The organism is Achromobacter sp. 1011791174, from assembly GCF_059760925.1.
In genome coordinates, this window is the sequence record NZ_JCBANH010000001.1 from 56,400 (window position 1) to 69,759 (window position 13,360).

Below are 13,360 nucleotides of genomic sequence, written 5' to 3' on the forward strand. Positions count from 1 at the left end.
AAGGGGAACATGATGAGCAAGCAAACCGCCGGCGCGCCGGTGGACCCGATCACGCTGGCCGTGGTGCGCGGCGCGCTGGAGACGGCGCAACGCGAAATGACGCTGACGCTGGAGAAGACCGGCCGCTCCAGCGTCTTCAACCTGGCGCACGACTACAGCAACGCGCTGTTCGACCATCACCCGGAAATGATCCTGCAGGGCCAGGACATCCCGATTCACCTGGGTTCGCTGATCCCGGCCATGAAGGCGGTCGCCGATTTCTTTGGCGACGACCTGCACGAAGGCGACATCATTTATCACAACGACCCGGTCTACCAGGGCAGCCACATCCTGGATTGCTGCATGTACAAGCCGGTGTTCCACGAGGGCGAGCTGGTGTTCTGGGCGGTCTGCAAGGGCCACCTGACCGATATCGGCGGCCCGGTGCCGGCCGGGTACAACCCGGATGCGCGCGACCTGTACGCCGAAGGGCTGCGGATCCCGCCGGTCAAGCTCTGGGACCGCGGCGTGCGGCGCGACGACGTGATCAACCTGCTGCTGTGCAATATGCGGGCGCGGCGCGACCAGGAAGGGGACCTGAACGCGCAATACGGCGCCTGCCGCGTCGGCGAACGCCACCTGCGCGCGCTGCTGGCCAAGTACGGGCTGGCCACCGTGCAGGCCGCCATCGCCGAGCTGAAGGACATGGCCGACCGGCACATGCGCTCGCTGATCGCGTCGATCCCGGACGGCACGTACCACGGCCGCGCGCGGCTGGAGGACGCCGGCCACGGCCATGGCGACATGACCATCTCGGCGGCGGTGACGGTCAACGGCGACAGCGTGCACATCCGCATCGACAGCCCGCCGCAGGTGCCGTACTTCATCAATTCCTACGCGGGCAATTCGCTGTCGGGCATCTACCTGGGGCTGATGATGTTCGCCCAAGTGCCGCCGCCCTACAACGCCGGGCTGTACCGCTGCGTGACGGTGGACCTGGGCGAGTCGGGCACGCTGTGCAACGCGCGCGAGCCGGCGCCGCACGTGAACTGCACCACCACGCCGATGGAGACGCTGACCGACGCGGTGCGCCAGGCCTTCGAGGCCGCCGCGCCGGAGCGCGTGACGGCGTCCTGGGGCCATGCCAGCGGCGTCAATATCGCCGGCGTGGATCCCAAGACCGGCGAGCAGTACGTGACCATGGTGCTGGCCTCGATCATCTCGGGCGCCGGCGCCACGCGCCAGATGGACGGCTGGCACGCCTGCGGCCCGCTGTGCTGTTTCGGCGCCCTGAGTTCGGGCGACATCGAGCTGCTGGAATACGCCTATCCCATCATCATCCATCGCTATGGCCTGCAGCAGGACAGCGGCGGCGCCGGGCAGCATCGCGGCGGCAGCGGCACCGTGTGGGAAGTGGAGCCGATCGGCCACGAGATGACCGTGGTGGCTTTCGGCGAGGGCCGGCAGATTCCAACCGGGGGCGCGGCCGGCGCCTACAACTCGCTGCCCGAGCGCAAGCTGGGCCGGCTGGAGCACCGTCACGCCGACGGCCAGGTCACCACGCATCGCAAGAACACCATCCTGAAAGTGACGCCGGGCGAACGCGCGCGCAACGTCAATCCGGGAGGGGGCGGCTACGGCGATCCCTATAGCCGCGCGCCGCTGGACGTGGCGCGCGACGTCGGCAACGGCCTGGTCTCGCGCGAGGCCGCGCAGGCCGAGTACGGCGTCGCCATCGGCGCCGACGGCCAGCCCGACCTGACCTCCACCCATGCCCTGCGCACCCGCGATCCCCGTTAAGGAGCCCACCATGCAAGGACAATATCGCCTCGGCGTGGACGCCGGTGGCACCTTCACCGATTTCGTGCTGGCGGGCCGCGACGGCAAGATCCGCCTGTTCAAGAGCGCATCCACGCCGCAGGACGGCACCCGCGCCATCGCCGCCGGCCTGGCGCAGATGGCCGAAGAACTGGGCCGCCCGGTCGAGGACATCGTGCGCGACTGCGATCTGTGCATCAATGGCACCACCGTGGCGCTGAACGCGCTGATCGAGTTGAAGGGCGTCAAGGTCGGTCTCTTGTGCACCGCTGGCCACGAGGACAGCATCGAGATCCGCCTGGGCCACAAGGAAGAGGGCTACCGCTACGACGCCGACTACCCGCCGGCGCCGCAGCTGGTGCCGCGCCGGCTGCGCCTGCCGGTGCGCGAGCGCGTGCTGGCCGACGGCTCGGTGCGCCAGCCGCTGAACGAGGACGACGTGCGCGCCGCCATCGAGGTCTTCAAGCGCGAGGGCGTGCAGGCGGTGGCGGTGTCCTTCGTCTGGGCGCCAGCCAATCCCGCGCATGAACAGCGCGCGCTGCGGATGGTGGCCGAGGCCATGCCCGATGTGTTCGTCTGCGCCGGCCATGAGGTTTATCCACAGGTGCGCGAATACACGCGCACGTCCACCACCATCGTCAACGCCTACCTGAGTCCGGTGATGGCGCGCTACGTGGCGCGCATCGACGACTATTTCCGCGGCCTGGGCGCGCGCGGCGCGGTGCGCTACTTCCAGTCCAACGGCGGGCTGGCGGTGGGCGAGATCATGCGCCGCCGCGCGGTCAACGCCATCAACTCCGGCCCGGCCTCGGCGCCGCAGGCGGGCCTGTACGTGGCCGCGCCCTTCGGCATCGACAACATCATCACCGTCGACATGGGCGGCACCTCGTTCGACATCACCCTGGCGCGCGGCGGCCAGACCAACCTGAACCGCAACATCGATTTCCTGCGCCACCGCATCGGCGTGCCGATGATCCACGTCGAGACGCTGGGCGCGGGCGGCGGCTCGATCGCCCACCTGAACGCCTTCGGCATGCTGGAAGTGGGACCGCGCAGCGCCGGCGCCATGCCCGGGCCGGCCTGCTACGGCCAGGGCGGCGAGGAACCGACCGTCACCGACGCCAACATGGCGCTGGGCTACCTGCGCCCGGACGCGGTGCTGGGCGGCGCCATCCGCCTGGACCGCGAGCGCGCCGTCGCCGCCATCCGACGCGGCGTGGCCGAGCCGCTGGGCCTGAGCCTGGAACGCGCGGCGCACGGCATCGGCACGCTGGTGAACCTGAACATGGCCAACGGCATCCGTCGCATCTCCATCGAGAACGGCTACGATCCGCGCGACTTCGCGCTGGTCTGCGCCGGGGGCGCGGCGGGCATGCACATCACCGCGCTGGCCGAGGAAATCGGCAGCCGCAACGTACTGGTGCCCAAGATCGCCTCCTGCCTGTGCGCCTTTGGCCAGGTGATCTCCGACGTCAAATACCACTTCCTGGCCAGCGCCGTCATGCGCCTGGACGAGCACGCCGATCTGGCGCGGCTGGACCAGCTGTTCAGCGACATGGAAGCGCGCGGCCGCGAGTTGCTGGCGGCCGACGGTTTCGCGCCGGAACGCATCAGCCTGGACCGCAAGGTCGAGATGCGCTATCAGGGCCAGATTCACGAATGCCAGGTGGACGTTCCGCCCGGCCCCGTCACCGCCGACACGCTGGACGCGCTGCTGCGCGCTTTTCATGCGCGCCACGAACAGCTCTACACCTATGCCGAACCGCACAACGTGGTCGAACTGGTGAACCTGGAAGTGATGGCGGCCGGCGCGGTGGACAAGCCCGCCTTGCCCGAGCTGCCAAGCGGCGACGGCGATACGGCGAGAGCGCTGACGGACATGCGCGACATGCTGTTCGAGGGCGACGGCCCCTGGACCGCCACCCCGGTGTATGACGGCGGCAAGCTGCTGGCCGGCGACGCGATCGCCGGCCCAGCGGTGATCGAGGAGCCCACCACCACCATCGTGGTGCGGCCAGGCTGGCAAGCCCTGCTGCACGGCTCGGGTACGTACTTATTGACCCGCGCGGCTCGCTGATCCAGATTGGCGTCTGTTATGCACGCGGAGGGCAGTCCCGTGGACACCCGCTACGACACCGCCGGCCTGGCCGCTCCCGACCGCTCCCGCCACTGGGAGGCGGCGGTCGGAAACACCTACTTCAGCCTGCAACTGCAATTCCAGGACGCCGCGCGCTTCGAGGGCTCGCTGCGCTCCTGGCGGCTGGGCGCGCTGTCGCTGTCGCGGCTGGCCTCGTCGCCGCTGTGCTACCGGCGGCTGAAGACGCATCTGCGCGACTGCAACGACGAGCAATATCTGGTGACGGTGCCGCGCCAAAGCGGCATACGCTTCGCCCAGGCCGGCCGCGAAACGCTGTGCCGGCCCGGCGCGTTCCTGCTGGAACACGGCCACAGCCCCTATGAATTCTCTTATGCGCAGGACAACGCGTTGTGGGTGCTGAAGGTGCCCGGCGCCCTGCTGCGCGGCCGGCTGCGCACGCCCGACCGCTATTGCGCGCTGTCGTTCGACGCCAGCAGCGGCGCGGGCTGGCTGTTCGCGTCCTATGTGGATCTGGTCGGCCAGCAGCTCGGGCAGCAGCTGGATGGCGGCGACGGCCCGGCGCGCGAACTCGCCGCGCAGCAGCTGGTGGACCTGCTGGTCTGTTCGGTGCAGGCCGATGCGCGCGTGCTGTCCTCCAGCGATTCGGCGGTGCGCGCCGCGCACCTGTGCCGCATCGAGGACTACGCGCGCCGCCACCTGGGCGACCGCGACCTGACGCCGGAACGCACCGCGCAGGCCTGCGGCATCTCCACGCGCTACCTGCACGCGCTGTACCGCGACGCGGGCCAGACCTTCGTCCAGTGGCTGCACGAGCAGCGCCTGGACCGCGCCGAGCAGGCGCTGCGCGGCGCGCCCGTATCCGTGGCCAGCGTCGCGCATCAATGGGGCTTTGCCGACCAGTCGCATTTCTCGCGGCTGTTCAAGCGCCGCTATGGACACACGCCGGGGCAAGCGCGCCGCCGCATGGATTGATACGAAGCGCGGCCGGTGTGACCGACCACGCATCGTCGCCCTGATCTAGCCGGCCGCAGCCACCCGGCCCGCCGCGCCGGCGCACAACCGGTACACCAGCGCCGACACCACGAAGCTGGCCGGCGCGGCCAGCGTGGCCGCGAAGCCCGCCGTGTGCATCAGGGCCAGTCCGCAGATCGCGCCAGCGAACCAGCCCGTCAGGCCCGCCCGATTGAACGCCGCGCCGCCGGACGACACGGTCCCGTCATCGCCCGACAGGATGTGCACCAGCGCCACCGCGACCCAGGACACGACGAAGATGCCCTGGTAGGCCAGCGCCTGCAGCAGATACGAGAACACGTCCAGCAGCATCAGCGCGTAGGTCACCGCGCCCACCGCCACGGCCCAGGCGGCCTTGGGCCAGCGCATGCCGGAAAAGCGCGCGAAGAAGGCCTGCATGTTGATGGTGGCCAGGTAGTAGTTGGCGGTATTGATGCGGGTCTGCGTGATCCAGACGAACAGCAGGCCGCCCAATCCCATGAGCTTGAGCAGGGCCAGCACCACCGACACTTCCGACAACGCCGCATCGCTGGGAATCGTGCTGACCAGGTAGATGCCGGCCACGCCGTTGAGCAGGAAGGTCACCAGGTAGAACGGCATGCCGAAATTGAAACGGCTGTGATACGCCTGATCCTCGCGCTTGCCGAAACGCGCATAGTCGAAAGTGAACATCATCAGGATCCACACGCCCATGTAGTACACGAACGCATCCCACCAGCCGCCCTCCACCGGGCCGCCAGCAGGTCCGAAGGACAGCCAGGCGTCGCTGTAGCCGTATTCGCGCGTGGCCATTACCACGGCCAGCAGCAGGCCCAGCAGATAGAAGGGCAGCAGCACGCCGTTGAACTTGTCTAGCCAACGCTGCACGCTGCCGAAGATCAGCAGCACGCTGTAGATCACCACCGCCAGCGCCACCAGCCAGTACGGCACGGCGGGATAAAGGTGGTGCGCCGCCACGGCGATGACGGCGCCTTCGAACACCGCGTAGTAGATGGCGGTGGCGAAGAAGATCAGCGTGGCCAGCGCCGCGCCGGACGTTCCGAACAGCTTGCGCGAGAACAGCGCCACCGACAGGCCGGTGCGGATCGCGTAGCGGCTGATGATGCCGTTGACGATGCCATAGCAGACCACCGACAGCGCCATGCCGATGATGGCGTTGCGCGCGCCGTACTTCAGCGCCAGCGTCGCCCCCACGACGATATAGAACATCGCGCTGCACACGGCCCACCATGCCATGGTGAGCGAGTAGCGCGGCATGCGGTCGGCATCGGCGACGGCATGCAGGGAATTGTCCGTCTCGTCGGACGGTTTGTTGCGGACCAGGTTGGCCATGATCGATCTCCCGGCGGGAATCAGTGCTGCGATGAATGAAGCGACGGATGCTGCGTGCCTTGCGGCGTGCTTTGCTGCGGTTCAACTGCAACGGACGCGCCGACGCGCGCAACCCGTGCTGCGGGCTGCGGCGTGGAACGTGAAAGAAAGCGGGGAAAACGCGCCGCTCAGGGCGCGGTCGAGGATGCCGGTGTCTTAACCGCTGAGCGCCTGCCGCAAACGGTCGTAGCGGGCGTGGTGCTCACGCCTGGCGGCCAGCGCCTGCTCCAGCGTCACCTTTTCGAAGCGCGCGCTCTGGTTGGGCTGCATCTGTCCGACCTTGTCCATGTCGGCGCTGATGACCGTGCCGATCATGGCGTAGCCGCCGCCGGACACGGCATCGCGGTGCAGGATGATGGGCTCCACGCCGGCCGGCACCTGGATCGAGCCGATGGGATAGCAGGCGTCGACGATGTTGGACGGATCCGCGCCCGCGCCGAAGGGCTGTTCGCGCTCGCGAAAACGCAGCGCGCGGCCCTGCTTGTAGCGGTAGCCGATGCGGTCGGCCTCGGACGTGACGGTCCAGGCGTCCTGGTAGAACGTGGCGGCCGATTCCGGTTCCAGCCGATGATCGTACAGGCCCGGCAATACGCGCAGCGTCTGCGTCTTGGGACAGTGCGCCGCCAGGTCCAGGGGCAATTCGCGCCCGGCCCGCGCGCGCGGCGAGGGTTGGCCGATGGCCAGCTTGTCGCCGGCCTTGAGCCGGCGGCCCTCGTGCCCGCCGATGGCGCCCAGTGTATAGGTCGAGCGGCTGCCCAACACCACCGGCACGTCGATGCCGCCGGCCACGGCCAGGCAGGCGCGCGCGCCCGCCGAGACGAACTCGAACGACAGGCGGCTGCCGGCGGGCACGGCCAGCGCCATGTTGCAGGGCATGGGCTTGCCATCGATCTTCGGCGCCATGGTGGCGCCGGTCACGGCGATCAGCGCGGCGCGGTGGAACAGCAATTCCGGGCCGAGCAGCGTGCATTCCAGCACCGCCGCGTCCTCGGCATTGCCCACCAGCAGGTTGGCCGCCGCCAGCGCGTACTGGTCCAGCGCGCCCGACGGCGGAATGCCCAGGTGGTAGTAGCCCTGGCGGCCCTTGTCCTGCACCGAGGTGGCCAGTCCGGGCTTGAGGACTTCGATGTGGGAAGCGTCAGCCATGTAGCGTCTCCAGCAGGCGGGCGTTGCACGATTGCGGCGCCCGCAGGAATTCCGCGAGCGAGAAGGAAACCGGACGGATGCGCAGCGCGAAGCTGCCGTCCTCGACCTGGGCCTCGGCCCGGTCGTATTCCTCGCGATTGATGGGCTTGAACTTGACGATGTCGCCGGGCCGGAAGAACACCATCGAATCCCGCAGATGCGCCAGGCGCTGGCCCGGCTCGAAGATTGGCGCGGGCGTCACGCCGAACATCTGATAACCGCCGGCGCCGCGCACGGAATAAATGCAGCCGAAGCAACCGCCATGTCCCACAGTGTGCCTGGGCGTGTCGGTGCGCGGCCGCAGGTACTTCGGCACCTGCAGCTGGCGCTCGCGCTCGACCATCTGGAACATGAAGGGCAGGCCGGCCACGAAACCCACCATGGACACGAACCAGGGCGAGCCGGCATGCGCGTCGATGAAGGCCTGCACCGACGTAAAGCCGTTGATGCGCGCGGCGTACTCCAGATCGGTGGATGCCGGGTCCTGGTGCCGCTCGCGAAAGCGCATCAGCGTCTCGTGCGTCCATGGGTCGTTGTAGTACACCGGGACTTCGATGATGCGCGTGTCCAGGCTGAGGTTGGCCATGTCGATGCCGTCCTCCAGCTCGCGCAGCAGGGCCAGCAGCGCGTCGGGCGCGATGCGATCGGGGTCGTAGCGCACCTGATAGGACGCGTTGGCCGGGCAGATCTCGGTCACGCCGTCGACCGCGCGCTCGCGCAGCGCGCGGGTGATGGCCATGCCCTTGAAGAAGGATTCCAGCGACATGTCCTCGCTGATCTCGGCGAAGATGAATTCGTCGCCGCCATGGGTGTAGCGCACGCTCATCGCTGCTCCTCCCGCTCCGCCCGCATCCAGGCTTCCAGCCAGTTCGTGTGGTAGTCGCCCGCCACCACCTCGGGATCCTGTGCCAGCGCGCGGTGCAGCGCCAGCGTGGAATGCACGCCTTCCAACTCGACCTCGTCCAGCGCCCGCGACAGCCGCGACAACGCCGCGCCACGGTCTTCGTCCCAGACAATGAGCTTGGCCAGCAGCGAATCGTAGTAGGGCGATACCGTGCAGCCCGGATACAGCATGGAATCCACGCGCACTCCCGGTCCGCCCGGCCAGCGCAGCTGATCGACGCGGCCCGGGCTGGGCGCGAAATTACGCTGCGGGTCCTCCGCATTGAGCCGGCATTCGATGGCCGCGCCGCGCAGCGAGATATCCTGCTGGCGCCAGCGCAGCGGCTCGCCATCGGCGATGCGCAGCATCTCGCGCACCAGGTCCACGCCAGTCACGGCCTCGGTGATGGGATGCTCGACCTGGATGCGCGTGTTCATCTCGATGAAATAGAAATCCTGCGCGCCACGGCTGTCGTCGTACAGGAACTCCAGCGTGCCGGCGCCGCGATAGCCGACCGAGCGCGCCAGCTGCGCCGCCGATTCGCACAGGCGCTGGCGCGTGGCGGCGTCCAGCGCGGGCGAGGGCGCTTCCTCGAATACCTTCTGGCGACGCCGCTGCAACGAGCATTCGCGTTCATAAAGATGGATGGCGTTCTTGCCGTCGCCCAGCACCTGCACTTCGATGTGCCGCGCGCGCGGCAGGTAGCGTTCCAGGTAGACGCCGCCATAGCCGAACGCCGCCTGCGCCTCGGCCTGGGCCTGCGGCATCTGCGCGCGCAGCTCGGCCTCGTCCTGCACCACGCGGATGCCGCGCCCGCCGCCGCCGGCCGCCGCCTTGATCATCAGGGGATAGCCCATGCCGCCCGCATGCGTCAGCGCTTCATCGAGCGAGGACACCACGCCTGCGCTGCCGGGCACGGTCGGCACGCCGGCCGCCAGGGCGCAGGCGCGCGCGGCGGCCTTGTCGCCCATTTTCCGTATGGTCTCCGCATCCGGGCCGACGAAGATCAGGCCCGCGTCGCTGACGGCCTGCGCGAAGGCGGCGTTCTCCGAAAGAAAGCCGTAGCCGGGATGCACGGCCTGGACGCCGGTTTCGCGCGCGGCCTTCAACACGGCGTCCACGTTCAGGTAGCTGCGCCTGGCGTGGGCCGGGCCGATGTGCACGGCCTCGTCCGCCATGCGCGTGGCCAGCGCGTCGCGGTCCGCGTCGCTATAGACCGCCACGCTGCGCATACCGAGTTCGCGGGCGGCGCGAATCACGCGCAAAGCGATCTCGCCTCGGTTGGCCACCAGCAGCTTGTGAATGCGGCGCGGGCGGTAGGAAGAGTCAATCACGGACATGGAACGCTCACTCCTTAATGCGCAGCAGCGGCTGGCCGATATCCACCGGGTCGCCGTCTTCGGCCAGGAAAGCCTCGACCACGCCGGCGACCGGCGTTTCCACCTGGTTGAACTGCTTCATCACCTCGACGATGCCGATCACGTCGCCCGCCGCGACCGTCGCGCCGGGCTCGACGAACGGCGGCGCGTCGGGGCTGGGCCGGCGATAGAACGTGCCGGGCAAGGGGCTGGGGATTTCCTGTGACGACATGGTTTTCTCCTTGGAATGTTCGTATGGGTTGCAAGCGCGCGCGGGTTCAGGGTCCGGTGACGCTGGGCGGCGCGACATGGATGCCGGCCTCGTCCAGCGCCGCGCGCGTGGCGCGCACCAGCGCCAGCGCGCCTGGCGTGTCGCTGTGGATGCACACGGAATCGAAGTCGATGGCAATGTCCTGGCCGTCAACGGTGCGGACCTTGCCGTCGACGCAGGCGCGCAGCACCTTGGCGGCGACCTTGTCCGGGTCCAGCGGCTGCGGGCGACGGGTGAAGACGATGGAGCCGCTGGCGTCGTAGTCGCGGTCGGCATAGAACTCGCGCACGACGGGCTGGTTCAGTTCGCGCGCGATGCGGCAGGTCACCGAGTTTTCCATGCAGTACAGGGCCAGCGTCGGCTCCAGTTCACGCAGCGTCTCGACCAGCCGGCGCGACAGCGCCTCGTCGCGCGCGGCCAGCATGTACAGCGCGCCATGCGGTTTCACGTGCTGCAGCCGCAGCCCGTGCAGGCGGGCGAATTCGCGCAACGCCCCCAGCTGATAGACGATGTCGTGGACCAGGGCGTCGGCGCTTTCGCGCAGATCGCGGCGGCCGAAGCCGGCCAGATCGCGAAAACCGGGATGGGCGCCGATGCAGACGCCATGCTCGCGCGCCAGCAGCACGGTGCGGTTCATGATGTTGGGATCGCCGGCATGAAAGCCGGTGGCGATGTTGGCCGAGCTGATCAGCGGCATGATGGCGTCGTCCACGCCGTCTCCGATGGTCCATGGGCCGAATCCTTCGCCCATGTCGGAATTCAGGTCGATGCTCCGCTTGCGCATTGTGGGATGTCTCCGTCTTGTTGCGGGCCGCGTGTGGCGCGGCGCTTGACGTGAACAGTAGCCAAGGCGGACGGGGATAAAAAGTTCTTTTTATTGATCGTTCAGTATCTGAAATTCAGATATCACGCAGTTGCGCCGAAGCGGACAGATTTGAACTTTCACTATAAAAACCAAGGGAAATCCCCAGGTTTTGATTTCTGGTTCCCACCAGGATTAATAGATATTCTGCGTGCTTGATATCGAATATTCAGATAACACCCGCCATGTCGATCACGCTGCGCCAGCTCAAGTACTTCGTCGCCGCGGCCGAACTGGGCCAGATTTCGCAAGCGGCGATCCAGCTGGCGATCTCCCAGTCCGCCGTCACCAGCGCCATCCGCGAGCTGGAGGAAACCGTGGGCGCGGCGCTGTTCGAACGCGGCGCCCACGGCGTGACGCTGACGCACAGCGGCCGCGGCTTTCTCAATCATGCGTACAACATCCTGTCCTCGGTCGACGAGGCGCTGCGCATGCCCAGCGCGGCCGAGGATGTGTCGGGCCGCCTGCTATTGGCCGCGTCCTATACCGTCATCGGCTATTTCCTGCCGTATCACCTGCAGCGGCTGTCGCAGCAGTATCCGCAGCTGGACATCCAGCTGCACGAGCTGAACCGCAGCGCCATCGAGGAAGGCTTGATCGCCAACCGCTACGACATGGCGGTGCTGCTGACGTCCAATGTGGCCAACCCGGACCTGGCGGTCGAGCATTTCTTCGGTTCGCCCCGGCGGCTATGGCTGCCGGCCCGGCATCCCTTGCTGGAGCGCGATACCGTCACGCTGGAAGACGTGGCGCGCGAGCCTTTCATCATGTTGACGGTGGACGAAGCGGCCTATACAGCACTGCGCTACTGGAACGAAACGCCGTTCAAGCCGGACGTGCGGCTGCGCACCTCGTCGGTCGAGGCCGTGCGCAGCATGGTGGCCAACGGCAGCGGCGTGGCGGTGCTGTCGGACATGGTTTACCGGCCCTGGTCGCTGGAAGGGCGGCGCATCGAGACGATCCAGCTCAAGGATCCGATTCCGCCCATGAACGTGGGACTGGCCTGGCGCAAGGGCGCGGAGATATCGCCGGCGATGCGGGCGGTGCGCGAGTATTTCCGGCATGCCTATACGGCGCAGCGGGTAGGCCAGGCTTGATTATGAGCAATAGCTCATATTTAAAGAGCATGTCACTCAGGAAGATCGCCCACTCACATCCCGGCCCCCGCCGAATCTTGCACGCGCCAACCGGTTGCTCGCCAGCGACTTCGCATACACGGATGCCGGCCGTATCCGCTGCGCCAGGGCATACCCCGTGATGCAGGCCAGCATCAGCGGCAGCATCACCTCATAGCTCAGCGTCATCTCGAAAATCATCAGGATGGACATGAGCGGCGCATAGGTCGTGGCGGCCAGCATCGCCCCCATGCCGACCACGGCATAACTGGCGGGCGTGGACACCGCGCCCGGCGGCAGCAGGGCCTGCAGGCCCACGCCATAAAGCGAACCCAGCGCCGCGCCGACGAACAGGGTAGGCGTGAACACGCCGCCGACCGCGCCCGAACCGGCGCTGGCGGCCGTGGCGATGATCTTCAGCAGCAGGATGGCGGCGACCGCCGACCAGGCCCACTGCGTATGCAGCATGCTGTTGACCACGCTGTAGCCATTGCCCCAGACCTCGGGCTTGTACAGAGACAGCGCGCCTACGATCAGGCCGCCCAGGGCCATGCGGGTCCACAGCGGCGCGGGCAGGCGGCCGAAACCGGCGCGCGACAGGTCGAGCAGGCGCAGGAACTGCGGCGCCAGCAGGCCGGCCAACAGGCCCAGTCCCAGATAGCTGGCCACTTCCCATCCCGATACGAAGTCGAAGGGCGGCATATGGAATACCGCGTCGTAATGCAGGATCTGCCGCGTCACGATATTGGCCACGACCGAGGCCACCACCAGCGGCACCAGCGTGGCCGAGGAAATCACGCCATAGACAATCTCGGAAATGAACAGGGCGCCGGCGATGGGCGCGTTGTACGCGGCGGTGATGCCCGCCGTCGCGCCGCATGCCACCAGCAGGCGCAATTGCCGTGGCGGCAGGACCAGAAAGCGGCCGCTCAATGAGGACAGCATCGCGGCCAGCTGCACCATGGGCCCTTCGCGCCCGATGGAAGCGCCGGATCCGATGGAAAGCAGCGAGGACGCGCTGCGCGCCAGGGTCTGGCGAAAGCCGATCACCCCGCGCCCGACGGCGATGGCTTCCATGTAATCGGCCGCGCCGCGTCTGGGCAGCCAGCGCGAGGCCAGTTGCAGAACCAGGCCGGCCAACGCGCCACCGGCCGCCGGCAACAGCAGCCGCTGCCAGGACTCCAGGCCGCGCGCCAGATGGACCATGCCATGCGGCGTGTCCTCTCCGCCCAGCACCACCTGTATCCAGGAAAGCAGCTCGCGGAACACCACGGTGGCCAGCGCGCCCAGCAGTCCCATCAAGGCGGCTGTGAACAAGGTGTAGGGCAGGTTTTCGGCCACCAATTGGCCACGCAACGCCCCGGCCCAGCGGAATTTTCCGATTCGAATTTCTTTTGCCATGGCCAGAA

At 67.8% G+C, this 13,360-nt stretch carries 11 protein-coding genes; 4 read left to right on the top strand and 7 right to left on the bottom strand.

From position 1 onward, the window contains the following. Window positions 1–12 precede the first annotated feature (12 nt). The 3 genes from capB to AC6LJ5_RS00275 are packed head-to-tail and all read left to right on the top strand — an operon-like array spanning window position 13 to window position 4,867. Window positions 13–1,779 (top strand): caprolactamase subunit beta, encoded by a 1,767-nt coding sequence (gene capB / locus AC6LJ5_RS00265; protein WP_498139545.1) that lies wholly within the window; start codon window positions 13–15, stop codon window positions 1,777–1,779. A 10-nt stretch (window positions 1,780–1,789) separates the two neighbouring features. Then, window positions 1,790–3,874, top strand: coding sequence for a caprolactamase subunit alpha (gene capA, locus AC6LJ5_RS00270; protein WP_498139546.1), 2,085 nt, complete (start codon window positions 1,790–1,792; stop codon window positions 3,872–3,874). A gap of 39 nt (window positions 3,875–3,913) precedes the next feature. Then, the gene (locus tag AC6LJ5_RS00275; protein ID WP_498139547.1) at window positions 3,914–4,867 is read left to right on the top strand and encodes an AraC-like ligand-binding domain-containing protein; all 954 of its coding nucleotides are present in this window, start codon (window positions 3,914–3,916) and stop codon (window positions 4,865–4,867) included. A gap of 45 nt (window positions 4,868–4,912) precedes the next feature. On the opposite strand, the gene AC6LJ5_RS00280 is transcribed toward AC6LJ5_RS00275, so the two are convergent. The 6 genes from AC6LJ5_RS00280 to AC6LJ5_RS00305 all read right to left on the bottom strand — a co-directional run bounded on the left by AC6LJ5_RS00280 (window position 4,913) and on the right by AC6LJ5_RS00305 (window position 10,758). Further along, window positions 4,913–6,238, bottom strand: a complete 1,326-nt coding sequence (locus AC6LJ5_RS00280; RefSeq protein ID WP_103271778.1) for a purine-cytosine permease family protein — start codon at window positions 6,236–6,238, stop codon at window positions 4,913–4,915. A gap of 195 nt (window positions 6,239–6,433) precedes the next feature. Then, window positions 6,434–7,423, bottom strand: coding sequence for a 5-oxoprolinase subunit C family protein (locus AC6LJ5_RS00285; RefSeq protein ID WP_392411125.1), 990 nt, complete (start codon window positions 7,421–7,423; stop codon window positions 6,434–6,436). Further along, window positions 7,416–8,288: a 5-oxoprolinase subunit B family protein gene (locus tag AC6LJ5_RS00290; protein WP_498139548.1), complete on the bottom strand. Its 873-nt coding sequence runs from the start codon at window positions 8,286–8,288 to the stop codon at window positions 7,416–7,418. Before AC6LJ5_RS00290 ends, AC6LJ5_RS00285 begins: the two co-directional genes overlap by 8 nt. After that, window positions 8,285–9,685 carry an acetyl-CoA carboxylase biotin carboxylase subunit gene (locus AC6LJ5_RS00295; protein ID WP_498139549.1) on the bottom strand — a complete coding sequence of 467 codons (1,401 nt, stop codon included), beginning with the start codon at window positions 9,683–9,685 and terminating at the stop codon, window positions 8,285–8,287. The genes AC6LJ5_RS00290 and AC6LJ5_RS00295 overlap by 4 nt, the downstream gene beginning before the upstream one ends. Before the next feature lie 7 nt (window positions 9,686–9,692). Then, a complete protein-coding gene (locus tag AC6LJ5_RS00300; protein ID WP_103271774.1) occupies window positions 9,693–9,935 on the bottom strand; it encodes an acetyl-CoA carboxylase in 243 nt (80 codons plus the stop codon). A 46-nt stretch (window positions 9,936–9,981) separates the two neighbouring features. Further along, window positions 9,982–10,758, bottom strand: a complete 777-nt coding sequence (locus tag AC6LJ5_RS00305) for a 5-oxoprolinase subunit PxpA (protein ID WP_498139550.1) — start codon at window positions 10,756–10,758, stop codon at window positions 9,982–9,984. A 263-nt stretch (window positions 10,759–11,021) separates the two neighbouring features. On the opposite strand from AC6LJ5_RS00305, the gene AC6LJ5_RS00310 reads away from it, so the two are divergent. Then, window positions 11,022–11,933 carry a LysR family transcriptional regulator gene (locus AC6LJ5_RS00310; RefSeq protein ID WP_103271772.1) on the top strand — a complete coding sequence of 304 codons (912 nt, stop codon included), beginning with the start codon at window positions 11,022–11,024 and terminating at the stop codon, window positions 11,931–11,933. Window positions 11,934–11,969: 36 nt separating this feature from the next. On the opposite strand, the gene AC6LJ5_RS00315 is transcribed toward AC6LJ5_RS00310, so the two are convergent. Then, window positions 11,970–13,352 carry a ClcB-like voltage-gated chloride channel protein gene (locus AC6LJ5_RS00315; RefSeq protein ID WP_498139551.1) on the bottom strand — a complete coding sequence of 461 codons (1,383 nt, stop codon included), beginning with the start codon at window positions 13,350–13,352 and terminating at the stop codon, window positions 11,970–11,972. Window positions 13,353–13,360: the final 8 nt, after the last annotated feature.